The organism is Maribacter algae (genome assembly GCF_047345745.1).
In the GTDB taxonomy this organism is placed as follows: Bacteria; Bacteroidota; Bacteroidia; order Flavobacteriales; family Flavobacteriaceae; genus Maribacter.
In genome coordinates this window covers 1-24,349 of record NZ_JBLFES010000002.1, presented here as the reverse complement: position 1 = coordinate 24,349, position 24,349 = coordinate 1, and the positions used below count along the sequence as shown (strand labels likewise).

26 protein-coding genes are annotated in these 24,349 nt (G+C 38.8%); 16 read left to right on the top strand and 10 right to left on the bottom strand.

Translation table 11 applies throughout. The features are described from left to right. Positions 1-244 precede the first annotated feature (244 nt). From ACKWBX_RS07350 to ACKWBX_RS07340, 3 genes are read left to right on the top strand one after another with little or no spacing between them, the layout of a single operon-like run. Entirely contained in the window at positions 245-667 is a 423-nt protein-coding gene (locus ACKWBX_RS07350) for a hypothetical protein (RefSeq protein WP_413968023.1), read from the top strand. Positions 668-717: 50 nt separating this feature from the next. Further along, positions 718-1,353 (top strand): MOSC domain-containing protein, encoded by a 636-nt coding sequence (locus ACKWBX_RS07345; protein ID WP_413968022.1) that lies wholly within the window; start codon positions 718-720, stop codon positions 1,351-1,353. 29 nt (positions 1,354-1,382) lie between these two features. Next, positions 1,383-1,715: a DoxX family protein gene (locus ACKWBX_RS07340; protein WP_413968862.1), complete on the top strand. Its 333-nt coding sequence runs from the start codon at positions 1,383-1,385 to the stop codon at positions 1,713-1,715. Positions 1,716-1,763: 48 nt separating this feature from the next. Here ACKWBX_RS07340 and ACKWBX_RS07335 read toward each other — a convergent pair whose 3' ends face one another. Next, a complete protein-coding gene (locus tag ACKWBX_RS07335) occupies positions 1,764-2,345 on the bottom strand; it encodes a hypothetical protein (RefSeq protein WP_413968021.1) in 582 nt (193 codons plus the stop codon). A 223-nt stretch (positions 2,346-2,568) separates the two neighbouring features. On the opposite strand from ACKWBX_RS07335, the gene ACKWBX_RS07330 reads away from it, so the two are divergent. The 3 genes from ACKWBX_RS07330 (at position 2,569) to ACKWBX_RS07320 (ending at position 4,478) form a co-directional block, all read left to right on the top strand. After that, complete coding sequence (locus tag ACKWBX_RS07330; protein ID WP_413968020.1) at positions 2,569-3,438, top strand: AraC family transcriptional regulator; 870 nt, start codon at positions 2,569-2,571, stop codon at positions 3,436-3,438. Beyond that, on the top strand, positions 3,438-4,034 hold the full coding sequence (locus ACKWBX_RS07325) for an alpha-ketoglutarate-dependent dioxygenase AlkB family protein (RefSeq protein WP_413968019.1): 597 nt from the start codon (positions 3,438-3,440) through the stop codon (positions 4,032-4,034). Before ACKWBX_RS07330 ends, ACKWBX_RS07325 begins: the two co-directional genes overlap by 1 nt. A 165-nt stretch (positions 4,035-4,199) precedes the next feature. After that, positions 4,200-4,478, top strand: a complete 279-nt coding sequence (locus ACKWBX_RS07320; protein ID WP_413968018.1) for a TIGR03643 family protein — start codon at positions 4,200-4,202, stop codon at positions 4,476-4,478. A 1-nt stretch (position 4,479) separates the two neighbouring features. On the opposite strand, the gene ACKWBX_RS07315 is transcribed toward ACKWBX_RS07320, so the two are convergent. Further along, positions 4,480-5,253: a S1/P1 nuclease gene (locus ACKWBX_RS07315; protein ID WP_413968017.1), complete on the bottom strand. Its 774-nt coding sequence runs from the start codon at positions 5,251-5,253 to the stop codon at positions 4,480-4,482. 89 nt (positions 5,254-5,342) lie between these two features. Here ACKWBX_RS07315 and ACKWBX_RS07310 point away from each other — a divergent pair, with 89 nt between their 5' ends. The 10 genes from ACKWBX_RS07310 (at position 5,343) to ACKWBX_RS07265 (ending at position 17,595) form a co-directional block, all read left to right on the top strand. After that, positions 5,343-7,604: a transglycosylase domain-containing protein gene (locus ACKWBX_RS07310; RefSeq protein WP_413968016.1), complete on the top strand. Its 2,262-nt coding sequence runs from the start codon at positions 5,343-5,345 to the stop codon at positions 7,602-7,604. Positions 7,605-7,683: 79 nt separating this feature from the next. Continuing rightward, complete coding sequence (locus tag ACKWBX_RS07305) at positions 7,684-8,535, top strand: SPFH domain-containing protein (protein ID WP_413968015.1); 852 nt, start codon at positions 7,684-7,686, stop codon at positions 8,533-8,535. Position 8,536: 1 nt separating this feature from the next. Then, the gene (locus tag ACKWBX_RS07300; RefSeq protein WP_413968014.1) at positions 8,537-9,043 is read left to right on the top strand and encodes a hypothetical protein; all 507 of its coding nucleotides are present in this window, start codon (positions 8,537-8,539) and stop codon (positions 9,041-9,043) included. Continuing rightward, positions 9,036-9,200 carry a type II toxin-antitoxin system antitoxin gene (locus tag ACKWBX_RS07295; protein WP_413968013.1) on the top strand — a complete coding sequence of 55 codons (165 nt, stop codon included), beginning with the start codon at positions 9,036-9,038 and terminating at the stop codon, positions 9,198-9,200. The genes ACKWBX_RS07300 and ACKWBX_RS07295 overlap by 8 nt, the downstream gene beginning before the upstream one ends. 2 nt (positions 9,201-9,202) lie before the next feature. Next, positions 9,203-10,132, top strand: coding sequence for an alpha/beta hydrolase family protein (locus tag ACKWBX_RS07290; protein ID WP_413968012.1), 930 nt, complete (start codon positions 9,203-9,205; stop codon positions 10,130-10,132). 83 nt (positions 10,133-10,215) lie between these two features. Further along, positions 10,216-12,411: a DUF5916 domain-containing protein gene (locus ACKWBX_RS07285; RefSeq protein WP_413968011.1), complete on the top strand. Its 2,196-nt coding sequence runs from the start codon at positions 10,216-10,218 to the stop codon at positions 12,409-12,411. 83 nt (positions 12,412-12,494) lie between these two features. Then, positions 12,495-14,693 carry a DUF5916 domain-containing protein gene (locus ACKWBX_RS07280; protein WP_413968010.1) on the top strand — a complete coding sequence of 733 codons (2,199 nt, stop codon included), beginning with the start codon at positions 12,495-12,497 and terminating at the stop codon, positions 14,691-14,693. Between the two features lies 1 nt (position 14,694). Further along, the gene (locus tag ACKWBX_RS07275) at positions 14,695-15,498 is read left to right on the top strand and encodes a Cof-type HAD-IIB family hydrolase (protein WP_413968009.1); all 804 of its coding nucleotides are present in this window, start codon (positions 14,695-14,697) and stop codon (positions 15,496-15,498) included. A 25-nt stretch (positions 15,499-15,523) separates the two neighbouring features. Next, positions 15,524-16,807 carry a DUF819 family protein gene (locus ACKWBX_RS07270; RefSeq protein WP_413968008.1) on the top strand — a complete coding sequence of 428 codons (1,284 nt, stop codon included), beginning with the start codon at positions 15,524-15,526 and terminating at the stop codon, positions 16,805-16,807. A gap of 95 nt (positions 16,808-16,902) precedes the next feature. After that, positions 16,903-17,595 (top strand): DUF4369 domain-containing protein, encoded by a 693-nt coding sequence (locus ACKWBX_RS07265; RefSeq protein WP_413968007.1) that lies wholly within the window; start codon positions 16,903-16,905, stop codon positions 17,593-17,595. 60 nt (positions 17,596-17,655) lie between these two features. Here the strand turns inward: ACKWBX_RS07265 and ACKWBX_RS07260 are convergent, their stop codons facing one another. The 8 genes from ACKWBX_RS07260 to ACKWBX_RS07225 form a co-directional block, all read right to left on the bottom strand. After that, positions 17,656-17,922 carry a hypothetical protein gene (locus ACKWBX_RS07260; RefSeq protein WP_413968006.1) on the bottom strand — a complete coding sequence of 89 codons (267 nt, stop codon included), beginning with the start codon at positions 17,920-17,922 and terminating at the stop codon, positions 17,656-17,658. Positions 17,923-17,981: 59 nt separating this feature from the next. Next, positions 17,982-18,950, bottom strand: coding sequence for a type I phosphomannose isomerase catalytic subunit (locus ACKWBX_RS07255; protein WP_413968005.1), 969 nt, complete (start codon positions 18,948-18,950; stop codon positions 17,982-17,984). A gap of 23 nt (positions 18,951-18,973) precedes the next feature. Then, positions 18,974-19,423: a peroxiredoxin gene (locus ACKWBX_RS07250; protein WP_413968004.1), complete on the bottom strand. Its 450-nt coding sequence runs from the start codon at positions 19,421-19,423 to the stop codon at positions 18,974-18,976. After that, positions 19,424-19,831 carry a 6-pyruvoyl trahydropterin synthase family protein gene (locus tag ACKWBX_RS07245; RefSeq protein ID WP_413968003.1) on the bottom strand — a complete coding sequence of 136 codons (408 nt, stop codon included), beginning with the start codon at positions 19,829-19,831 and terminating at the stop codon, positions 19,424-19,426. Beyond that, positions 19,828-20,361 carry an isopentenyl-diphosphate Delta-isomerase gene (idi, locus tag ACKWBX_RS07240; RefSeq protein ID WP_413968002.1) on the bottom strand — a complete coding sequence of 178 codons (534 nt, stop codon included), beginning with the start codon at positions 20,359-20,361 and terminating at the stop codon, positions 19,828-19,830. Before idi ends, ACKWBX_RS07245 begins: the two co-directional genes overlap by 4 nt. Before the next feature lie 75 nt (positions 20,362-20,436). Further along, positions 20,437-21,390, bottom strand: coding sequence for a PorP/SprF family type IX secretion system membrane protein (locus tag ACKWBX_RS07235; RefSeq protein ID WP_413968001.1), 954 nt, complete (start codon positions 21,388-21,390; stop codon positions 20,437-20,439). 6 nt (positions 21,391-21,396) lie between these two features. Continuing rightward, positions 21,397-23,418: an Ig-like domain-containing protein gene (locus ACKWBX_RS07230; protein WP_413968000.1), complete on the bottom strand. Its 2,022-nt coding sequence runs from the start codon at positions 23,416-23,418 to the stop codon at positions 21,397-21,399. A 21-nt stretch (positions 23,419-23,439) separates the two neighbouring features. Beyond that, on the bottom strand, positions 23,440-24,349 hold a 910-nt coding region (locus tag ACKWBX_RS07225; RefSeq protein WP_413967999.1), incomplete at its 5' end, for a hypothetical protein.

Sequence of the window (24,349 nt, the reverse complement as noted above, 5' to 3'; positions counted from 1 at the left end):
AGGCAGTTTGGTTTTAATAAATATTTGCATTCAATAAAACAATAATCATGAATGCAGAAAACAAACAACAACTATTTTTATTAGCCTTTTTATGGATGGTTTTCTTTTTTTGGGAAATGGATGTACAAAGTTTGCCAGAAAATGTATTAGCGAATATTTTTAGGTATGACCTGTTATTTTTACCTATTCTATTGATTTTTACTTCTTATTCCCTTTGGACTTTGATTAAGAAATGTATCAAATAATGAAATGTGCAGAACTTAATAAAGCTGGTAATTTTGACACGTGGCAAACTTCAAAATTAGAAGAGCTAAAAACCGATAGGATTTCGGATACGGTAAGTGACAACCTCATCTTTGAAAATAATTTGGTAAAATTATGGATGATTTTTCTTTTGCCCCAAGAACGGTTGCCCTTTCGAAAGAAAAGAGGAAGTTTTAGTTGGACGTGCCTTACCGGAGGATTGGCAATTTCCAGATATGCAAATGGGAAAATTTCACTGCTAAGCTTTGATAAAGGAGACACTTCATATTTGGACCTGGAAGATGAAGGTTTGATAAGCGATTTAGAAAATATTGGTGAACATCCATTGGAAATTACTGTTGTAGAGCATTTAAAGTCCAATAAATGGGAGATGCTACAGAATTCACAATTTTCGGATAACTAATAATTACCACTACACTATTATGGCTTGTCTCTATTTTCTATCTTTAGGGTATGAAAATTATCTCGACCAATTTAGGCAAGCCTACCACAATATTATGGAAGGGGGAAACAGAAAAAACGGGTATTTTTAAATATCCTTCTGACGAACCACTTTTCTTGGGAAAAACAGATGTTAAAGGAGATAGTGTCATAGACAGGGTACACCACGCGGGCGTTAACAAAGCATGTTATCTATTTGCTTCTTATCATTACCCATATTGGAAAGAAAAATATCCAGATTTGGATTGGGACTGGGGTATGTTCGGGGAAAATCTAACTGTAGAAGGGCTAGACGAATCTGTCATAAGAATCGGAAATGTATACAAAATTGGAACTGCCTTGGTTCAAGTGTCCCAACCCCGTGAACCTTGTTATAAATTGGGCATTCGCTTCAAGAATCAAGATATCGTAAAGCAATTTGTAGACCACAGCCATCCAGGTACCTATGTGAGAATTCTTGAAGAAGGAGCCGTTAAACAAGGGGATGAAATGAAATTAATGGAACGATCTGACAACCCTTTGACCGTACAGGATTTTTATAGATTGATATATGCCAGACCTAAACCGCAAGCAACACTTAAGCTATTTATGGAGAATTTAGCCGTGCCGCAATACAAGAAAGATAGATTTAGAAAATACCTGGTTTAACTGTGGAAAATCCATGGCATTTATACCTCATGGCCGCACTCTACATCATGGCAGGGGCAATGCATTTCATAAGACCTAAAATGTATTTAAGAGTAATGCCCAACTACTTACCTAACCCTAAAGCACTGGTACTATGGAGTGGCTTTGCAGAAATTGTATTAGGAATTGGAGTTGCTGTCCCACAGACGAAAAATATTGCTATTTATGGTATTATAACGATGTTAGTAATTTTTCTTTTAGTCCATGTTTATATGCTAAAAGGGAAAAAAGAAGCGGCCGGAATTCCCAAATGGATTTTAATCCTAAGAATCCCATTGCAGTTTGGGCTTATTTATTGGGCTTTTGCTTATTTAAATCCATAAAAAAAGAGAGCTGAATAGCTCTCTTTTTATGACTCAAATTAAACAAACCTAATCAATAGTAAGTTCTTCTGAAAACACCTCGGTATCATCTTCTATAACTACTGTATAACTACCTTGAAATGCATTATTGAAATTAAATGATTTCTCTATGATCATTTCTTCCATAATCTCGGAAAACAGAAGTCTGGAAGAGTCATCATATACCTTAAGATTCACTTGTGACTCGTTTAGGTTTAAAAAGTGTACAAGAACCTTTCTATCTTTCTTTTTGAAAAAAGGCATCTCCTTTTTATGCTTATTGATAACTTCAACATTATTCTTGGAAATTTCAATCGTGTAGGTATATTTATGGATGCCATTGTCACTGATCAGGTAATAGATACCGTTATCCAAGTTTTCCAGGTCAAACTTTTTTCGGAACAACCCGCTTGAAAATTTCTCGTTATATAGGATATACTCATTGGCATCTTTCATTCGGATGGTTAAGTTTTCCGTGGTCTCCTGTAATGTCAAAATTAAACCCTTGGCGCCATTGTCCGTAATCAAATCAATTTTCGGTTCGGCTGCCGTACTTACTGTTATTGTAAACAGAAAAGCGATAACTGTTGTAAATTTTAAGATTGTTTTCATAATAATCTGATTTAAAGATTTATAAATTATTTACAGGACAAACTTACGCTACATTTGAACCCCTCACTAGCGCTAAATTTTCATATTTATATGCTATTTTAACCCGTTAACGATTACTTAAACTACCATTGGTTAATTTAGCATAGATTTTGGTTAAATTTGTAGTGATGCGTATTCCCGATACTATCTAATTTTAATCCTGTAAAACGGAATTTGTAATACCATGCAACAAAAACCTACTTTTGAAGCAATAGCACCCAATTTTGGTCATTCCTTTACCTATCAGAAATTTGACGAGACCAAACACAATAAAAATAATGTGTGGCATTACCACCCAGAAATAGAATTGGTCTATGTAAACGGTGGTACCGGCAAAAGGCAAATTGGCAGTCATGTTTCCTATTATACCAAAGGAGATCTTATTCTTATTGGCAGTAATATTCCCCATTGCGGATTTACAGATGCTCTTACCGGAAATACAAGCGAAACGGTCATACAGATGAAACTGGATTTTTTGGGAAACGATTTTTTTAAAATACCCGAAATGAAGAATATAGGCCAGCTTTTTGAAACTGCTTCGGGTGGAATTGCCTTTCACGGAAAAACAAAGCTTAAAGTAGGGGAAAAAATGGAAATTTTAGAATACCAGACCGATTTTCAACGGTTACTCTCTATTTTGAACATTTTAAACGAACTAGGAAATTCACAAGAGTTTCGCTTATTGAATGCAGAAGGGTTCTCCATGGAGACGGATATCAAGGACAATGACCGTATTAATGTGGTGTTCAATTTTGTGAAGCATAATTTCAAGGATGAAATAAGCCTTCAGGAAATGGCGGATATGGTAAGCATGACCGTACCTTCTTTTTGTAGGTACTTTAAGAAGATAACGAACAAGACCTTTACGCAATTTGTAAATGAGTACAGGTTGGTACACGCCTCCAAACTGCTGGCGGAAAAACCCTTGAGCATTACGGAAGTCTGTTTTGAAAGCGGATTCAATAATTTTTCGCACTTTAATAAATCGTTCAAAAATTTTACCGGTCAAAATCCAAGTGAATACAGAAACCAATTAAAAACGGTGCTGCAATAATGAATACGCTATTCCCGGAACAACAATTGAACTTACCCAATAGCGATATTCAATATTTCCCTAATTTTTTAAGTCCAGAAAAAGCGGATTATTATTTTAAGGTTCTGAGAGAGCGTACCCCTTGGCAAGAAGATGAAATTAAAGTGTTTGGAAAAGTGTACCCCCAACCACGGCTTACTGCACTTTATGCCAATAATAAAAAACCATATAGTTATTCTAACATTACCATGCATCCGCAGGAATTCAGTCCGGAATTAATAACGATAAAAGAAAAGATTGAAACGTTTGTTTCCGTAAAGTTCACCACCTGTCTTTTGAATTTATATCGTGATGGGAAGGATAGTAACGGATGGCATGCCGACAATGAAAAAGAGCTGGGCAAAAATCCGGTCATCGCTTCGGTTAGTTTAGGAGCGCAGCGTTTTTTTCATTTAAAACACAATAAAATTGCTGGACAAAAACATAAAATTTTGCTGGAACATGGAAGCCTGCTTGTAATGAAGGGGGAAACACAACATTTTTGGAAACACCAAATCCCAAAAACTGCACGGCCCATCGGAGAGCGCATCAATCTTACTTTTAGGGTCATCAAATAAAAAAATCGGCTGTGGTACCCGATTTTTTTATGCCTTACCAAAAGCCGATACTATCTTTAAAATATTGGCTATTATTTTAATGTTCTCATATCCAACTTCAATTTATATCATTTCAAATGTCGTGCCAAAGCCTGTTTTTAATTTGGTTCGTATCTTTGCTATGCTATGAAAAAAGAATTTACAGAACGGGAACTGGACCGTATTATTGAGATGGCGTGGGAAGACCGCACCACGTTTGACGCCATCACTTTTCAGTTTGGAATTTCGGAACAGGAAACCATTGAAATCATGCGCCGTGAGATGAAAACCAGTAGCTTTAAGATGTGGCGTAAGCGGGTTCAGGGCAGAGCTACCAAACACGCAAAACTAAGAACGGATGACGTAAACCGCTTTAAGTGTTCCCGCCAACGTAATATCAGTGGAAACAAGATTTCAAAAAGATAGTTTACGCAAAAATCCGATTTAGAACCACGGCCAACCGTATGCCTCCCTTTTGTAATTGTGTTTCCACGGTGTTCCACCATTCATAACTGTATCGGTATCCCAACTTTTCACCCACCTCAACAGATTCATAAAGGCTGTTAGCCAAATCTTGGGATTCTTCCACCCAATCATAAACATCCCCTTTTTGCAACTCCTCCACTTGTTCTTTGTTGATGACGGGCAGCTTTTCGGCCAGTTCCGTATAACTCATCCCGTAATCCTTGATCATGTTCAAATCCCAAACCCTGTGCAAGTTGCTCCCATTACCGAACCATTGCACCTGTAAATCGTTGCCGCCTTTATCTTCCAATCTTCCCACATGCATGGGTTGGTGTAGATCTCCGATCAAGTGCACCAAGAATTTCAGATAAAAAGCCCGGTCTTCCTTACTGCTATTTTCGTCTTTAACGATGGTGATGCATTCATTGATTCCCATGACCAAATCGCCGTGTTCACTAGGGGGTACGTCTCCATATTTTTTATCGGCCGGGTAATTCACATAGTGCCAAGGACTAAACTTCCGGTATTTATTATCGGCCTTTATTTCATCGCCAAAGTTGGAGACAGCGGCCAAACTTTGCCCGTTCAATAGTTTTGCTATTTCCTTCCTTGCCTTTCTGCTCAAATAATGTTCCGCTACTTCACCCACTACCCTATGGCCCGTTTTGGACCAATACACATCGTTGCCAAAGGTTGTTTGAACTATAAGAAATAATAGTAAGGTTAATCTTTTCATTCCAATATTTTTGGCAAAAATAGAACATCGGATTTTAAGGTATTGTTAAACTTTAGTTGGACTACCTTATAAAATAGGATATTGCGCGAATGAATTGGATAAAGTCGATCTTAAATAAGATAAAACCTAAGTTTTTACGCTATCCAATCGTTGGTATTGCGGGAACCACCGTCTTATTATCCTTATTTATTTTAAGTATAAACTTGGGCGCATGGGGAAAACTTCCCAATAAAAAGGAACTTTCCAATTTTCAATATCAAGTAGCATCCGAAGTCTTTACGGCCGATAGTATTCTCATCGGTAAATATTATTTGAACGATAGGCAACCTGTCACTTACGCTGAATTTCCAGAACATTTGCTACAGGCATTGGTTGCTATTGAAGACGAACGTTTTTATGAACATTCCGGGGTAGATTATCCCAGTTTATTTCGTGTGGGCATTAAAACCATATTGCTTGGGGATGATTCTTCAGGTGGTGGTAGCACCATTACGCAACAGCTCGCCAAAAATCTATACCCAAGAAGGGACCGGAACAAGACCAATATCGTTGTGGACAAAATCAAGGAAATGATCATTGCACGCCGACTGGAAAGCACCTTCAATAAAAAGGAAATTCTTACGCACTATTTAAATACCGTTTCTTTTGGAGACAATACTTTTGGCATAGAAAGCGCGGCATTGAAATTTTTCAATTCGCGGGCCAAAAACCTTTCCATAGAACAAGTTGCCGTTCTCGTTGGCATGCTAAAAGCTACTTATGGGTATAACCCAAGGGTTTATCCGGAAAGAAGCCTGAACAGGCGAAATTTGGTGCTTTCGGCCATGGAAAAAAATGGATTTCTTACATCAAAGGAAAAAGATAGCCTCCAAAAGCTAGCATTGGCACTAGACTACCGGGAATACGACCACGATGCTGGTATTGCCCCATATTTTAGGGAAGAAGTACGAAAACAAACCTTAAAATGGGTAGCCGAACAAAATGAAAAAGGACAGGATTATAATATCTACACCTCCGGTTTAAAAATTTATACCACCTTAAATCACAAAATGCAGCAATTGGCGGAAGAGGCCATGGTACAACACATGACGCAATTGCAATCCCGTTTTGAAAAAAGCTACGGTAAGACGGCACCTTGGTTAAGGGACAAAAAATTGATCGCTAAATTGATGAAAAGAACCGTACCCTATAAAAAACTAAAAGCTGATGGGCTGTCCGAGACCGAAATCTTGGATAGTTTGAGCAGGGATAAAAAACCAATGACACTGACCGATTGGAACGGTAACCAAGAACAGAGCACAAGTACTTTGGATAGTCTGCAACACTTTATGAAATTTCTGAATACAGGTTCGCTATCCGTAAATGGGAAGACCGGAGCGGTGCTGACCTGGATTGGCGGTATTGATTATAAACATTTTAAATATGACCATATCTCGCAAAGCAAACGTCAAGTAGGCTCCACCTTTAAGCCAATTGTTTACACCGCCGCCCTGGAAAACGGGATTGAACCTTGCTCCTATTTTTCTGCCCAAGAGGTGGAATATAAAAATTTAGAAGGTTGGTCTCCCAGCAATTCGGGAGATAAGGACGAAGCCTACCTCAACTATTCCATGGAAGAAGGGTTGAGCAAATCGGTCAATACGATAGCGGTAAAAGTGTTGGAAAAAACGGGAATAGAAAACGTAATTCAACAAGCCAATAAAATGGGGATTACGGAACAACTACCAAAGCTGCCTTCCATTGCTTTGGGAACAGCAGAAATAAAAATCCTGGAACTGGCAAAAGCCTATACCAGTTATCTGAACGAAGGAAAAGCTTTAGAACCTTTTATGATAAAACAAATTACGAATCAAAAAGATTCTGTTTTGGCCCATTTTGAACCAAAAAAGAATAAAAACGAAGCGTTTTCGAAGGAAAATGGTCAAATAATGTTAGAAATGATGAAAGCGACCATAAATTCCGGTACGGCATCCCGAATACGGAATTCCTATAAATTGAGAAATGATATCGCTGGAAAAACCGGAACCACCCAAAATAACAAAGATGCCTGGTTCGTAGCCTTAACGCCCAAAGTGGTCCATATTAGCTGGGTGGGATCGGACCATCATGAAATAGGTTTTAAAAGCACGGCCTTAGGACAAGGCGCCAGTGCGGCCCTGCCCCTATTTGCGTTGTGGTATCAAAAATTGAATAAAAATGTCGGATTTGATACGATTACTAAGGCAAAATTTCCCAAGCCAAATTCCAAAGTGATTGAAGCCTTGGATTGTGACCCTATCAAAAGAGATGGCTTCTTTAAGCGATTATTCAAAAATCCTAAGAAGAAAAAGAGCAAGAAATTTCGTTCTTGAATTAGGAGAAAAATAAAAAAACAATTCATCATTAAAAAATAAATGATATATTTATGATATCATTTTAATATCATATATTATGTCAACCGAAAAAAATTACAAACCCATAAGCGGCTACGTTATGCTTTTGGTTTTTTTGATACTTCTTTTTGGAGGTATTGCACTTTTAAAAATTTATATTGGGGTACTCCTGATTTTTGCAGCAGCGGCAACCGTCATGGGGTTCGTTTTGGTAAACCCGAACAGTTCAAGAGTCCTATTGTTATTTGGCAAATATGTGGGTACCATTAAGAAAAACGGTTTCTTTTGGGTTAATCCATTATATTCCAAAAAGAAAATCTCTTTACGAGCCAGTAATTTTGATAGTGAGCGCCTTAAAGTAAACGATAAACTGGGCAATCCGGTCATGATCAGCACCATTTTAGTTTGGCGTGTTACGGATACCTATAAGGCAGCTTTTGATGTTGATGACTACCAAAATTTTGTTCGCGTGCAAACAGATGCGGCAGTAAGAAAACTGGCAAGCATGTATCCCTATGATAATTTTGCCGATGAAGGCTTGGACGAAGACATAACGTTACGTTCCAGTGTCAATGAAGTAAGCGAAGCTTTGGAAACAGAGGTTCAAGAGCGTTTATCAATGGCCGGCATAGAAGTATTGGAGGCCAGAATAGGGTATTTGGCCTATGCACAGGAAATTGCGAACGCCATGTTAAAAAGACAACAAGCTACCGCTATTGTTGCCGCACGCCACAAAATCGTGGAAGGTGCAGTAAGTATGGTAGAAATGGCCCTGCAGGAACTGAGTAAAAAAGAATTGGTAGATTTGGACGAAGAACGTAAAGCCGCAATGGTGAGCAATCTTATGGTGGTTTTATGCTCGGACAAAGATGCTTCGCCCATAGTAAATACAGGTACTTTAAACCATTAAAATGCGTGTCTTCAAGGAAGAGCAAAGATTTGATCATTGGTGGATAAAACTTGTCAACTTTGGTTTATTGGCATTTCTAATTTATTGCGCCTATAATTGGTATTTCTTAAAAAAGTCCGTTGGGAATGTTGAAGTGAATAATTACATAGGGCAGGCAACCGTTTTTATATCTTTTGTTCTTCCTGTATTGTATTTGTATAGTATCAAAGTAAAAACTATAATTGACGAAGCAGGTATACATTACCAATTTTTTCCTTTACATTTTACACCAAAGATCATTCGTTGGAATGAAATCCATAGGTGTTATGTTCGTGAGTATAATCCTTTAAAAGAATATGGTGGTTGGGGATACAGAAATCCCTTTGGAAAAAATAAGGCAATAAATGTAAAGGGCAATCAAGGTATTCAAATAGCGTTAAAATCCGGAAAAAAGCTATTGCTCGGTACTCAAAAGGAAAAAGACGCGTCAAAAGTTATTGAGCGATATTCTAAAATAGGTAATGAGTAAGAAAAAAGCATTCGCATTGCGGGTAAATGAAGATATGTTGAAAGCTATTGAAAAGTGGGCGGCAGATGAGTTTCGTAGTACCAATGGTCAAATAGAGTGGATGCTTATGAAAGCCTTAAAAGAAGCAAAAAGGGAACCCAAAAAGAAAGATTCTTAACTGTGAAAAAAATTATCTACGCATTGATTTTCTCATCATCGTTTCTTTCTGCCCAACAAATTATTTCCGAAGAAATTGAACTTACAAATGGTAAAATCCAAATTCCCGGCACACTTTCCTATCCGGAAACATCTGGCAAAGTACCGCTCATCATTTTTGTCCATGGCTCTGGCAATGTGGATAGAAATGGAAATCAGGCCGGAGTAGGAATCAAAGCGAATTATATAAAGGCTTTAAGAGATAGCCTAAACAATAGGAAAATTGCTTTTTACAGTTATGATAAAAGAACTAGTATCCCTTCAAATATGCCTCACTTGGAGGGCATTTTATTTGCTGACTTTGTAGATGATGTAAAGGTAGCAATTACCCGTTTCGCCAAGGATGATCGCTTTAATGCTATTTACCTTATTGGCCATAGCCAAGGTTCGTTAGTGGCCATGCTCAGTATGAACAAGAACGTAGATGGTTATATTTCTTTGGCAGGGCCAAGCGATGCAATTAATACGGTTATAGTATCCCAATTAACTAAACAAAGTGCGGAAGTCGCGGAAATAGCCAAAAATCATTTTAAGGAACTGAAAGAGACCGATACGATTCAAAAAGTTAATCCATTCTTGTTATCGCTTTTCGCTCCGCAAAATCAAAAATTTATGGCGAGTTGGATGCAGTTTACGCCTTCCGAGGAAATACAAAAAATCACCGTTCCCATACTCATCCTACAGGGCGATTCTGATTTACAGGTATCGGTTGAAGATGCGCGTAGTTTAAGTAGCTCAAATCCCAAGAGCAAATTGCATATTATTCCAAAGATGAACCACGTTTTAAAAGAGGTAAATTCATTGGAAGAAAATCAAAAGTCCTATAGCAGCGAAGGTTTTCCACTATCTAATGAACTGGTAAATACTATTGTTCAATTCATTCTAGAAAAATAAATCCTCCTATTTTAAAAGTGTTTTCTTAGGATTTTTTTAACGCAAGAATCTCCTAAATTTGTAGTGACTAATTCCAGCTAACAATGACCAAGACACTTAGTGTTTTTATATTTTCATTTACATTATTTTCTCTTTTTTCACAGCAGACTCCCTCTTTTCAGGTAAAACAAATTAACGAGACAATCATTCCGGATGGAGTTCTGGACGAACCCATTTGGGAGAAGGCGGAACTGGCCAGCCCTTTTCAACAATACTTTCCCGCGGATGGTAAAGATGCCGAATATCAGACGGAAATACGTATGCTCATCAGTGAAACCACGCTGTACATAGGACTAAAAGTGTATGGAAAAGGAAATGATTGGGTCATTCCTTCTTTAGAACGTGATTTTAGGGCCGGTGGAAACGACAACATAAGTCTACTCTTTGATACTTTTAATGACGGGACCAATGCCTTTCTTTTTGGTATAAATCCTTATGGTGTTCGTAGAGAGGCACTTATTTCCGGTGGAGGTGGCGACGTAGGAGGGTTCACAACCTCTTGGGACGTGAAATGGAAGGGCGATGTAAAACGATATGAGAATTATTATACGGCGGAATTCGCTATCCCATTAACTTCTTTTAAATTTAGTGAAGGGGAGACCAAGTGGCGGTTTCAAAGTTATCGGTTTGACCAACAGAACAATGAAAACAGTGTGTGGCATCCTGTTCCGCAAAATCAATCTATTTTTAGTCTTGCCTTTATGGGCGATATGTTCTTTGAACAGCCGTTGGGAAAATCACGAACCCCTATTACCATTATTCCCTATGTAAACGCCTTAGCGGATAAGGATTTTACCATAGACCAAGGTGAAACCAAATTCAAAGTGGGAGGTGATGCAAAATTGGCCATTGGTAATGCCATGAATTTGGACATTACCGTAAATCCTGATTTTTCCAATGTAGAAGTAGATAATATTTTCACCAATCTCACCCGTTTTGAGATCTCCCTTCCCGAACGGAGGCAATTTTTTGTAGACAATAATGACCTTTTCGGGGATTTTGGAGGTGGTAGGGATGCCAATCCGTTTTTTTCCAGACGAATAGGCATTGCCACCGATAGCGCAGGCAATTCAGTAGAAAATAGAATTATTGGCGGACTGCGGTTGAGCGGTAAATTGAGTGAAAACCTACGTTTGGGCTTTTTGAGTATCCAGACCGATGAGGACCTCGATCAAGAAATTGCCTCGAACAACAATACAATGCTCGCTTTGCAACAAAAACTTTTCTCCAGATCCAACATAAGTTTCTTCTTCATCAATAGGGAAACATTTGAAGATTATGATTTTAGTCCGCCCGAAGAAAGGTACAACCGCGTGGTGGGCCTGGATTATAATTTGGCAAGCGAGGACAATACATGGAACGGAAAGTTCTACGCGCACAAATCCTTTCAACCTGGCGATAAGACCGGAAATTATTCTTTTGGGGCCAATCTTGGGAAAAATACAAAAAATTGGAGTGTTTTCGGAGACTTGGTCTACGTAGATGAAGATTTTAATTCTGATCTTGGGTTTATCAGGCGAAAAGATATCTTGAAAGCAGTGACCTCTATTGAACGTATTTTTTGGCCAAAAAAAGGCCCTATCAACAGTCATGGGTTGCAGATTTTCCCAAAAGTGACCTGGAAAGGTGACTTAGGTTATAAAAAGACCGATCATGAATATGAAGTTGCCTATCGCTTTAATATGAAGAATCTTTCCGAGTTCGGTTTTGGATTCTCCAACAACTTTATTTTCCTTTTGGATTCTTTTGACCCCACGGGTACGGAAGGAGGTATTGAACTTCCCGGAAACCAAGGCTACTCTTTTAATCGCGTTGCTTTTGGTTATGAGTCAAACCGGGCAAAAGTCTTTTCGTTTGAGACCGAAAGTTCTGTTGGCGGATTTTTTAACGGTAACCGTTTTTCCATTGGAGGTCAAGCTACGTTACGTATACAACCCAAGGCACTGCTCAGCCTTAATGTCAGATATGATAAAATTTCCTTACCAGACCCTTTCCCTAGCGCGGATTTATGGTTGGTGAGCCCAAGGGTACGGATTACCTTTAGCAAATCGCTCTTTTGGTCAACTTTGTTCCAGTATAGCAATCAAAGGGATAATTTAGGCATCAACTCAAGGCTACAATGGCGTTTTGCCCCGCTTTCCGACCTTTTTATTGTGTATAATGACAATTATGCCGTAAATCTGTTCGAACCAAAATTCAGGTCCATAAATTTAAAGCTTACATACTGGTTAAATATTTAGTTCATAGTAAGATTCAGAATAGAAAGAGGTTTTTGGAGTTGTCCAAGACGCAGCGCCATAAATCTGTAGATAAAAGTCAATTCATGGCAAGAGCCTTTTGCGTATTTGTGTGCTGTCTTATTGTATCAAATATCTTTTCGCAAAAAGAAACCAAATCCTTTAATGTAAAATATATTTCTGAAATCATTGTCCCTGATGGTTATTTGAACGAAGCCATTTGGAAAATAGCAGAAAGTGCCGACGATTTTTGGGAGTATTTTCCCTTGGATTCCATTCAGGCGAGAAAACAGTCCCACATCAAGATGCTTTATGATGACAAAAATCTCTACATAGGAATAAAGGCGTACTCAAGCGGTAAAAACTATGCTACACAGTCATTAAAAAGAGATTTTAGAGGCAGCGGAAGTGATAGTTTTTCACTGGTTTTTGACACTTTTAACGATGGCACCAATGCGTTTTTATTTGGAATAAATCCGTATGGGGTAAGACGTGAGGCCCTTATTGCAAACGGGGGAACCACTCGGCAAGATTTTAATCTTTCTTGGGATGTGAAATGGAGAGGGGATGCCAAAATTCAAGACGATTATTTTACTGCGGAAATGATTATCCCCCTTACTTCCCTGAAATTTGAACAAGGCAGCACTAAATGGCGTTTTAATAGCTATCGCATTGAAACACAATCAAATGAACGGAGCACATGGACTAAAATCCCACAGAACCAATTGATTTATAACTTGGCCTTTATGGGGGAAATGGTCTTTGAAAAACCCCTCGGTAAATCTCGCACTCCCCTCGCTCTCATTCCCTATATCAACGGATTATCACAAAAAGACTATGAAAATGACGAAAGCATAAATACTTTTGGATTTGGAGGGGATTCAAAAATATCCATCGGAAATACGCTTAATCTAGACGTCACTATAAATCCTGATTTTTCTCAAGTCGAAGCGGATGACCAAGTCACGAACCTCACCCGTTTTGAGGTCTCACTTCCAGAAAAACGACAGTTTTTTATTGATAATAATGATTTGTTCGCAAGCTTTGGGGATCAACGCGATGCAAGTGCTTTTTTTTCGCGACGTATCGGAATCGCTCAGGATACCGCTGGCAATACCATTGAAAACAAAATTATTGGTGGGGTAAGACTCAGTGGAAAACTGACCAAGGATTTAAGGATCGGTGTTTTGAACATTCAAACTGCAGAAGATCTGGAGAATGAAATACCTTCTAACAATAATACCATGTTGGCCCTACAACAACGTGTCTTTTCCCGTTCTAATATCGGTATGTTCTTCATCAACAAACAATCTTTTAAAGACTATGATTTTGTTGATCGGGAAGATGAATACAACCGTGTTTTAGGTATGGATTACAATTTGGCTTCGCGTGACAATACTTGGACAGGGCAGTTTTTTGCGCATAAGTCCATCCAACCGGACGATAATATAGGTAATTTGGCCGCAGGTTCCACTTTACGGTACAATACCAGAAAGTTTAATCTATTTTTAAAAGGAATCTATATCGATGAGGATTTTAGGTCAGATTTAGGTTTTGTAAGGAGGACTAATATTGTAAAAAGTATCATAAGCGTGGAGCGGGTCGTTTGGCCCAAGAAAGGACCGGTCCAAAACCATTCCTTTCAATTTCTACCGATTGTCCTTTGGAGTCCAAGTAGAGACTTCAAGACCACGGATTATGACCTTTTTGGCAGATATGAAGTTCAATTCAACAATCAATCCCAAGCAAGAATAGAGTTCGCCAACAGTTTCACCTTCCTATTTGACTCGTTTGACCCTACCGGCACTGATGGAGCCATAGAACTACCGGGAAACCAGGGCTACCATTACAACAGTGTTGAGTTTAGTTACGACGCCGATCAACGAAAACTTTTCTCCTATAATTTACAATCATCCATAGGCCGATTTTTCAATGGGAATAGATTCTCGGTCGAAGGAAACATGACCGTTCGCTTTCAGCCTAAAGCCTTCGTTTCGGTTTTGGTCAATTATGATCAGATTCATCTACCGGAACCTTATCCTAGTGCCAATATTTGGTTGATCAGCCCAAAAATAGATATAACCTTTAGCAAATCGGTTTTTTGGTCCACACTTATCCAATACAGCAATCAAAGGGATAACTTGGGCATCAATTCAAGATTACAATGGCGTTTTGCCCCGCTTTCCGACCTTTTTATTGTGTATAATGACAATTACGCCGTAAATCTGTTCGAACCAAAATTCAGGTCCATAAATTTGAAACTTACATATTGGTTAAATATTTAATATGAAATATAAGGTAATCTGTTCTGATTTAGACGGAACTTTATTGACCACAAAAAGTGACGTTTCCCAAGAAACGATTTCAACCTTTCAAAAACTGAAAAAAACAAGACGTATAATTTTGGTTTCCGCTAGAATGCCCAATGGAATGTTTTACCTACAAAGGGCATTGCATATCTTTGGAGAACCCATAGTTTGTTATAATGGCGCATTGATCTTGGATGGCCAGAGTAAAAAATTCTCGGTAACCGTCCCCATTAACATCGTTCAGGAAATACATAAAATTTCAGAAGCCCTAAAAACGGATTTGGGACTGTACTATAACAACGAATGGTATGTTCCAAAGGATTCCGAACGGGTACGGAAAGAAACAAAATATACTAAAACGAAGCCTGTTTTTAAAGCTACTAACGAGACATTGTCCAATTGGAAAGAAAGAAAAGTGGGTGCCCATAAAATTATGCTTATGGGTACTCAAGAAAGTGCGGACCGTCTCATGCCCATTTTGTCCGAAAAATTCTCGGGACAAATCAATTTATACCGGTCCAATGATACGTTGATTGAAATAGCCCCAAAAACGGTTTCTAAACTATCCGCTATAAAACTCCTTTTAAAAGAGAAAGAAACCTTGCAAGATGTGATTGCTTTTGGCGATAATTACAATGATATAGAGATGTTGCAACATTGCGGTCTAGGGGTTGCGGTCGGGAACGCAAGGGAAGAAGTGAAAGCTATAGCGGATGAAATTACCTTAAAAAATACCGACAATGGTGTGGCGCACTTTTTAAACAATCACTTGGAGTTTTGACTATATTTGAGCAGAAGCAATTTTCATGATCTTACTACAACAAATTAAGCCAACACCACTAATTTCAGATGATACCATAGTCTTTGGCCTGCTCGCATTATGTCTTGGGTTTGTTTTTTACACCTCCGCTATAAAAACCGGTTTTTGGAAAAAATTCTATAGTGTAGTCCCTACGGTACTGATGTGTTATTTACTCCCCGGTATTTTAACCAGTTTGGGTATTATCTCTGACGAAACCTCCAATTTATATTTTGTAGCCAGTAGATACCTACTCCCGGCAGCGTTAGTTTTAATGACGCTGAGTATCGATTTAAAGGCGATAGCCAATTTAGGCTCAAAAGCATTGATCATGTTTTTAACGGGTAGTTTTGGTATTATCATTGGGGGACCTATTGCCATTCTTTTAGTTTCTATTTTTTCGCCGGAAACTGTTGGTGGCGTTGGCCCGGATGCAGTATGGAGAGGCCTTTCGACCATCGCTGGAAGTTGGATCGGTGGCGGCGCGAACCAAGCGGCCATGTTCGAGATTTTTGAATACAATCCCGAGAAATTTGGTGGAATGGTACTGGTAGACATCGTGATTGCCAATCTTTGGATGGCCATCATTCTTTTAGGTGTGGGCAAAAGCAAAAAAATCGATGCTTGGTTAAAAGCGGATACTTCCTCAATTGAAACCTTAAAGAAAAAAGTATCCGAGCATACCGCAAAAATCACTCGCGTTGCCACATTGCACGATTACATGATATTGTTGGCCTTGGCCTTTACTGCCGTGGGAGCTGCACACTTTTTGGGCAATCATTTTGCTGCGTTTTTGACCGATACCTTTGACGTTATAAGAGACAAAACAAAAATTTTATCCTCTTTAGGTTCCACGTTCCTGTGGATGGTGGTTTTTGCTACCATCATTGGGATATCGCTATCCTTTACAAAAGCGAAAAACTATGAAGGAGCGGGTGCAAGTAAAATCGGTGGAATGTTCATTTACATTTTAGTAGCCACTATTGGAATGCAAATGGATTTGGGTAAAGTCCTTGAGAATCCGGGATTGATCGCCGTAGGGCTCATATGGATTTCCGTTCATGCCGGTTTATTGATACTCATTGCCAAATTGATCAAGGCACCTTATTTTTTCTTGGCCGTTGGAAGTCAGGCAAATGTTGGTGGAGCTGCCTCCGCACCCGTGGTTGCAGCGGAATTTCATCCCTCCTTGACCTCCGTGGGTATTCTATTGGCCGTGTTCGGCTACGTGGTGGGTACTGCTGGTGCATATTTTTGTGCCATCCTCATGGAAATTGCATCCAAGGTATAGCGGTTTTTGAATTTTGACATCCTCTTTTATTTGAAAGAAAAATCCATAGTACTTTTTCCGAAAAAATAATGATATTTGCCTCCTAAATTTATACTATGAAAAAGTTGATCGTTTTAACGGGTATTGTTCTTTTTTTGAGTTCTTGTCAAAGCGACACAGAAAAAACCATGACGGTTACCGGGAACATCAAAGGTTTAAAAAAAGGGAAACTATACTTACAACATGTTTCGGATACATTGCTTGTGGCATTGGATTCTTTGGAAATTGAGGGCGATGGAAACTTTATGTTCAAAACCGAAATTGAAAGCCCAGAACTCTTTTATCTGTATCTGAACAAAAAAGACAACAATGATGTTAACGATCGGATACCCTTTTTTGGAGAACCCGGAACCATTACCATACAGACAAATTGGAACACCTTTGATGCGAATGCAAAAATATCAGGTTCAAAAAGTCATAAAAAGTTTGAGGAATACAAAGAAGTGATGTCCAACATCAATAAAAAGGGGTTGGAAATTCTGTTAGGTACTTCGCAAACTAAAGAAGCGCTCGATCAAGCAACTATTGACTCTCTAGAACGATTAGGTGCCAGAAATACACAAAGAGGATATGCCTTTGCGATTAACTTTGCCTTGAACAACAAAGATTCTTATGTGGCACCATATATTGCACTAAAAGAGATTCCCGATGCCAACACCATATATCTGGACTCTATTTTAAGTGTACTTACTCCGGAAGTAGCGGCATCAAAATATGGAAGGGGGCTACAGGCCTATCTTGAAAAATAGCGTATAAAAAAAGCATTCCAAGGTTTCTCGGAATGCTCTTTTTATTGAATTCGTTTTACGTTAACTTAACTTGTTCACTTCTTCGACCAAGCCTTTTGCTTTGGTCTCTAATTCTGCGCGAACTCCTTTCAAATGTGCTTTTCTATTTTCAACATCTTGGTTTACCTTGGCTATTAAATCATCAAAAGTGGCAATTGCACTATCAATAATTCTAGAACCCTCTTTTGAGTCTTGCTTACCATTGGCAGCTTCCACGATATAGACCGCCTCTATAATATCTCCAAGAACGTTATTGATATCTTTTTTTAAATCTCTAATACTTGCCATTACTATTTATTTTTGTCAAAAATACAATTTTCAATTGGCCTTGTGAACAAGGGGCTACATTAAATTGTAACCTCCAGTAATTTTGCTCCGGTCGTAATGATTGATATGGATTCGGTACAGGCGGGCACCAAAATAGTCTCCCCTTTTTTGATTTCTGCCTCGCCATTTAATGCCATTATTTTAGCATTTCCAGCTACGCAGATATAAATGGAAAATGAATCCCTTTTGATAGTGTTTATTAGATATTCCCGTTCCAAGTTGAGAAAACTAGTCTTAAAATAGGGACAGTCTACCATGATATTGGAAGTCTGTTCCTTGTTCTCGTAACTTACCTTAAAATCATTTTTCTTTTTATAATCAATGGCATCTAGAGCAAGATCCGTGTGTAGTTCCCTTAAGTTTCCGTTTTTATCCATTCGGTTAAAATCAAAAACGCGATAGGTGACATCTGATGTTTGTTGAATTTCCGCCAGTAATACCCCGGCACCAATGGCATGAACTTTACCTGTGTTTATAAAGAACGTATCGCCCTCCTTGACCGGTTCGTAGTTCAACAATTCCATAAGTTTGCCCTCTTCGAGACTTTTGGAATATTCTTCCTTGGTTACGTCCTTGTTGAATCCTACGATTAATTCGGCGTTAGGGTCGGCATCCATAATGTACCACATTTCTGTTTTCCCAAAAGAATCATGTCTTTCTTTGGCCAATTCATCGTTAGGATGTAATTGAATGGAAAGATCTTTTTTTGCATCTATAAATTTAATTAGGATGGGGAAATCTTTTCCAAATCTATCTACAACACTTTTACCTAAAATAGCCTCTGCATCTTTGTCTATCAATTCTTGCAAAGAAGTATTTTCCAATGCTCCGTTAGCTACTACAGAAATATCTCCCGAGACTGTGGAAAGCTCCCAACTCTCTCCAGTAATATTGCTCTCTATTGGTTTTTCCAGAACCTCTTTTAATTTGGTTCCTCCCCACAAACGTTCTTTAAGAATAGGTTTGAACTTTAACGGATAGTACTTCATAAGGATAGTTTTACTGGTTTGTTTTAGAGTTTTAATAGTGCTTTTAAAGCTCTTTTCATATGCCCTGATGCATTTACACTATTAAAGACCATAGCCACTTTCCCTTCTTTATCGATCACATACGTTTCCCTTCCAGGAAGTAGGAACATGTTATTTTTCACTTTAAAAAGTTTCCTGACTTTATTGTTTTCATCAGAAAGAAGTACGAAGGGAAGCCTATTTCTTTTTGAGAATTTTGCATGGCTTTTAGCAGAATCTGCACTTATACCAATGACTGCCGCTCCTTTTTCCAGAAAATCTTCATAATGATCTCGAAAGCTACACGCTTCCGCTGTACAACCCGGACTATTATCCTTTGGATAAAAGAAAATAACCAGATTCTTTTTACCAATGATATCCTCTATTGAAAAGGTATTACCAAACGTATCCGGTAATGAGAAAAAAGGAATTTTATCCCCAACTTTCAGCCCCATTTATCCGGTATAGGTTACAAAGTTACGTGGTGTTTCGTAAAGGACTACTTCCAGATCATTCTCAGCTTTAATATGTGGTCGCAATTTATTCCATATGACTACAGCGATATTCTCCGCAGTAGGATTCAGATCTTGAAACTCGGGAACTTCAACGTTTAAATTTTTATGGTCAAATGCGTTTTCTACTTCTGACTTTATAAGATCTTTTAGAATCTTAACGTCAATGACAAAACCCGTCTCCTTGTCTATTTCTCCAGTAACGCTTACTACCAGTTCATAGTTATGGCCGTGAAAATTGGGGTTGTTGCACTTGCCAAAAACAGCGTTGTTTTGATCATCGTCCCAATCTTTTCTGTACAATCTATGGGCAGCATTGAAATGTGCTCTTCTACTGACTTTTACTTTCATTTGGATTTAATATTATCCAGCAAATGCTGGTAGAATTTTTCAAAGATTATCTTGAACCATACTGTATATTCTCGTGGATTATTTTCCATATCCGTTTTAATGGCATTTGGTTTCATCCATTTCCAACTTTCAACTTCATCCTTATTGATGTTGGGTTCAGAGTTATAGGAACCGATCATTACATGGTCCAATTCGTGTTCCGTTAGGCCATTATCAAAAGGCGCTTTGTAAATGAAAGAGAATAACTCCCTTAGTTCGGTCGAGAAACCCATCTCTTCCTGAAGGCGTCTTTTTCCGGCTTCAATATTGGTCTCTCCCACTCTTTGATGGCTACAACAAGTGTTTGTCCATAACAATGGAGAATGGTATTTGTGCCCGGCTCTCTGCTGTAACATGATTTCACCTGCATCGTTTAAAACAAATACGGAAAACGCTCTGTGAAGTTTTGCCTTTTCATGGGCTTCCATCTTGGGCATGGTACCTATCTGCTCGTCCTGTTCGTTGACGAGTATAACTCTCTCTTCCTTCATTATGTAAAAATAAGACCTTTACATAATTTAAGTGAGTTCGATTTTAAAATAATTGAGAATAATAGGGCTTAAAAACTAGAAGAATCTAGGCGATTTTAGGTTGTTCTTGGTCGATATGAAATCGTATCTTAAAATCACTTCAAAAGAACCATTGTTAAAGGCCGCACTACCCAATTCCGTTACTTCCCGATCATAGGCTATCCCAATAAGGAATTTATTGGAAATATTGAATCCTGTCATGGCACTGACTGCAGCGTCCCACCTGTAAGCTGCGCCCAGTATAAGCTTATCATTGAACATGAAATTGGCCGATACATCCACCTGTAACGGAGCACCTTGCGTTAGTTTACTTAATAAGGTCGGTTTAAATTTCAATAATGGGTTCAGTTCAAAAACATATCCCGTGATAAAATAGAAATTCATCTGCTCTTTGGCCGTTGAAAGCGTAGATTCCTCAAAATGGGAGGTTTCCAAAAATCTAGGAACGGAAAGACCTGCATAAAATCTATCCGTATGATAATAAACACCTGCTCCAATATTAGGAGAAAGTCTATTATCAATATCCTGTTGTAGCGTTTGATCTGGCGCAAACTGATTTAGCTCTGAAAAACGAATATCCAATAAATTTACACTCCCTTTTAGTCCAAAACTTAATTTACTTTCAAAAGATAACGGAATGGTATATGAAAAATCGATATCAAAATTAGTCTCGGAAGTAGGTCCAATTTTATCGTTTACGATAGAAATTCCAAGTCCCATACCCCGGTAGCCTATAGGGGAATGTACATTTAGGGTCTGCGTTACAGGAGCACCCTCTAATCCTAGCCATTGAGATCTGTGCAGGGCAGCAATACTCATCTGACCTCTAGAACCGGCATACCCCGGATTCACGCTCACTGTGTTGTACATATACTGGGTATATTGAGCATCTTGCTGCCCATAGGCCGAAATGCCTACAAAAAACAATAGAAGTAACAGCCTTTTAGGCAGTTGGTCATATTTTAATAAAACTGATTTTATGTTATACATTACTTTCTATCGGTTTATATAAATATATCCTGAACGGGTTCTCATTTGGCCATTAGGAATTTCATAGTCCAAAATATAGAAATACGTTCCTACAGGTAATTTATTGTCTACCTCTATTGTAACACGGCCATTTGAAGTACCATCAAAAACATTTCCTTCTGTATTGTAAGCCCTAGTAGTGTAGACAGAAACACCCCATCTGTTATAGATTCTTAAGGTATTGTTCGGATAATTTTCCAAGCCTACAATCTGAAGAACATCGTGAACGCCATCGCCATTTGGCGTAATTACGTTAAATACCTCTATTTCCTCTAGCTGTTCTTCTCCTAGATCCGAGTCTAAATAATTAGGAATACCATCACCATCAAAATCATCATTGGCATAATCACCATCACCGTTTGAATCCTCATCAATAGTATCAATTCCGTCATCGTCATCATCCGTATCCCTATAATCGGATTCATTATCACCATCAGTATTTGGTAACTGGTTGATTGGGTCATCTATTTCATCGTTGATATCAATATCTACGCTGATAGCTCCTTCATAGGCATCATCCAAACCGTCATCATCCTTATCTGAACCGATATAAACTACATCCGGGATTCCATCTCGATTAAAATCATGTGCTTCGGTAGCATCAGGTACATTATCATTGTCGCTATCATCATCCAGATAATCCGGAAGACTGTCACCATCTGTATCTATTGGGAAGAGACCCAGAACACCCGGTCCTTCATATGCATCATCCAAGCCATTTCCGTTGGCATCATCTCCACTAGGGGCAATGTAATTTTCAGTGGTCTGCGCTTCCACATTATCAGGTATACCATCGTCATCACTATCTATATCCAAATAATCGGCAATTCCATCGCCATCGGAATCCGTGATGTTTGAAGACGGATCATTATCGCCATCAAGGTTCAAATCTTCAAAACTGTCTACAATTCCATCATCATCGCTATCCAAATCGGCACCCACAGGATTCACAATGACCGTAACGGTCGCTGTTTCACAATTTCCTGTATCATCACATAAGGTATAGGTAAAAGTATCCGTACCTATGAAAGCAGGGTTAGGAGTATACGTTACCGTATCATCAGACGGATCGTTTGGCGTACCGCCATTATTAATTAAAACTGTTCCATTCGTTGGATTTGATGTAGTCAATGTTCCAAGCATAGGAATATCATTGTCGTTGTCCAGCACATCAATATCCACTGGCGTATTTTCATTGGTAGCTATAGCATCATCAAAGGCATCAACAATAGGTAGAATTGTCACATCCACGGTTGCAGTACTACACGCTCCGGAATCATTACAAACCGTATAATCAAAACTATCGGGTCCGTTATAATCTGCGTCTGGGGTATAGGTAACCATATCATCGGTAGGGTCATTAGGAGTACCATTATCGTTTATTGAGACCGAACCATTAGTAGGATCTGTTGCCGTAAGCGTACCTATAGCTGGCAAACCGGAATCATTTCCATAAATATCAACGGTAACGGGGACATCTTCGTCCGTAGTAACGATATCATCTATTAAAGTAGCAGCTTGTTGCAGACAAACTACCGTAAAATTTGGCAATGCTTTATCATTACCGGCTTTGGTAACCGTAGCGGTGTATCGTACTACCGTTTCGGTAGCCGTAACCGTGGGCTGTAATGTGTCTCCCAACACTGCCGGAGTCCAGTTTACCGATGCACCTGATGTTACATTTGCTGAAATATCTAATATCACTTCATTGTCCGGAGCATTACAATCCGTTACAATAAAGTACCCTGTAGCATTGGAGCCGCATAAAGTACCGTCATAGGTCGCAAAATAAATACCCGGTGCCGTTACCTCATAAAAGGAATCTGTTCCAAGGACTGTAGCAGTATCCGAAGCCTCATACCATCTGTAATTGTTTTCATCGGTGCTATCTGGGGCCTGTAACAAAAACTGTGCGTTGGATGCTACAATCCCAAGCAATGTAAGAACAATACTTAAGAATGTTTTTTTATGTAGATTAATATATTTCAAATCGACTTGGGTAGGCTTTAATTATTTTACAACAAATACTACGTTAATCAATGAATTATAATCTGCTGGTGAACCAATAATATCGTAAGTCATTACACCATCGGCATCTATACTCACATTATCAAAAACAGTGTCATCATAAAAAGTAACATAGTAATATAATTCTTCTTTTTCATAAGTAGGTATTGCCGTTGGTGCATTCGTACTGGCAACAAAAGTGGCTGTAAAAGGTGGTGCAGTTGGTGCATATTGATTTATATATTCCTGATATAAATCTTTAGTTTCTCCAGTAATATTAGTACCTGAATATGCAGATACGTCTATAGCAATTGACGGTGGATAAAATATTCTTGCCGCCTTTGATGTTATAGGTTCTATCGCTACAAGTGCTTCTTGAACTGTCGTTTCTCTCACACCAGCTGCCAAAGGTCCTACACCATCTGGATCCACTCCAAAATCGCCATCCATATCTAAAGTAACAGTATCAAGATTGTCTATATTCGAGTCTGCATTAGTATCTTCTGATGGAAAAATCGCAACTTCTGTAGCATTTTGATCGTCTGTATTAACACTCGATGCGTCTACAGAAAATGTAGTTCCACTCAAAGTAAGTCCAGTTCCTGCACTATACTGCGTATCCGTATCCGTGGCGAAAAGCTCACCGCCAACCAATGATAGTGCGTTGCCTGCATTACCACTGATAGCTGCCGTGAACTCGTTGCTTCCGTCAAGGTTCAGTCCATTGCCTGCAGTGTACTGCGTGTCGTTGTCCACGTCAGAGACATAAAGTCCGTTCGCATCTACACTGAGCGCATTGCCCGCCGTACTGCTGATCTCTGCCGATACCGTATATTCCGTGTTGTTCCCTACCACGCTCGTGGTTACGTCCGTTCCCGATCCTTCCACTACAGTGGTCGTCAGTTCGTTGTCC

Coding starts and splice junctions, on each gene's coding strand:
- ACKWBX_RS07315 (WP_413968017.1), bottom strand. CDS start 5,253: ATGAAAAGATTAACCTTACTATTATTTCTTATAGTTCAAACAACCTTT.
- ACKWBX_RS07255 (WP_413968005.1), bottom strand. CDS start 18,950: ATGAAGTACTATCCGTTAAAGTTCAAACCTATTCTTAAAGAACGTTTG.
- ACKWBX_RS07235 (WP_413968001.1), bottom strand. CDS start 21,390: ATGTATAACATAAAATCAGTTTTATTAAAATATGACCAACTGCCTAAA.
- ACKWBX_RS07300 (WP_413968014.1), top strand. CDS start 8,537: ATGCGTGTCTTCAAGGAAGAGCAAAGATTTGATCATTGGTGGATAAAA.
- ACKWBX_RS07285 (WP_413968011.1), top strand. CDS start 10,216: ATGACCAAGACACTTAGTGTTTTTATATTTTCATTTACATTATTTTCT.
- ACKWBX_RS07265 (WP_413968007.1), top strand. CDS start 16,903: ATGAAAAAGTTGATCGTTTTAACGGGTATTGTTCTTTTTTTGAGTTCT.
- ACKWBX_RS07310 (WP_413968016.1), top strand. CDS start 5,343: ATGAATTGGATAAAGTCGATCTTAAATAAGATAAAACCTAAGTTTTTA.
- ACKWBX_RS07335 (WP_413968021.1), bottom strand. CDS start 2,345: ATGAAAACAATCTTAAAATTTACAACAGTTATCGCTTTTCTGTTTACA.
- ACKWBX_RS07250 (WP_413968004.1), bottom strand. CDS start 19,423: ATGGGGCTGAAAGTTGGGGATAAAATTCCTTTTTTCTCATTACCGGAT.
- ACKWBX_RS07350 (WP_413968023.1), top strand. CDS start 245: ATGAAATGTGCAGAACTTAATAAAGCTGGTAATTTTGACACGTGGCAA.
- ACKWBX_RS07305 (WP_413968015.1), top strand. CDS start 7,684: ATGTCAACCGAAAAAAATTACAAACCCATAAGCGGCTACGTTATGCTT.
- ACKWBX_RS07295 (WP_413968013.1), top strand. CDS start 9,036: ATGAGTAAGAAAAAAGCATTCGCATTGCGGGTAAATGAAGATATGTTG.
- idi (WP_413968002.1), bottom strand. CDS start 20,361: ATGAAGGAAGAGAGAGTTATACTCGTCAACGAACAGGACGAGCAGATA.
- ACKWBX_RS07270 (WP_413968008.1), top strand. CDS start 15,524: ATGATCTTACTACAACAAATTAAGCCAACACCACTAATTTCAGATGAT.
- ACKWBX_RS07330 (WP_413968020.1), top strand. CDS start 2,569: ATGCAACAAAAACCTACTTTTGAAGCAATAGCACCCAATTTTGGTCAT.
- ACKWBX_RS07245 (WP_413968003.1), bottom strand. CDS start 19,831: ATGAAAGTAAAAGTCAGTAGAAGAGCACATTTCAATGCTGCCCATAGA.
- ACKWBX_RS07260 (WP_413968006.1), bottom strand. CDS start 17,922: ATGGCAAGTATTAGAGATTTAAAAAAAGATATCAATAACGTTCTTGGA.
- ACKWBX_RS07345 (WP_413968022.1), top strand. CDS start 718: ATGAAAATTATCTCGACCAATTTAGGCAAGCCTACCACAATATTATGG.
- ACKWBX_RS07340 (WP_413968862.1), top strand. CDS start 1,383: ATGGCCGCACTCTACATCATGGCAGGGGCAATGCATTTCATAAGACCT.
- ACKWBX_RS07280 (WP_413968010.1), top strand. CDS start 12,495: ATGGCAAGAGCCTTTTGCGTATTTGTGTGCTGTCTTATTGTATCAAAT.
- ACKWBX_RS07275 (WP_413968009.1), top strand. CDS start 14,695: ATGAAATATAAGGTAATCTGTTCTGATTTAGACGGAACTTTATTGACC.
- ACKWBX_RS07320 (WP_413968018.1), top strand. CDS start 4,200: ATGAAAAAAGAATTTACAGAACGGGAACTGGACCGTATTATTGAGATG.
- ACKWBX_RS07325 (WP_413968019.1), top strand. CDS start 3,438: ATGAATACGCTATTCCCGGAACAACAATTGAACTTACCCAATAGCGAT.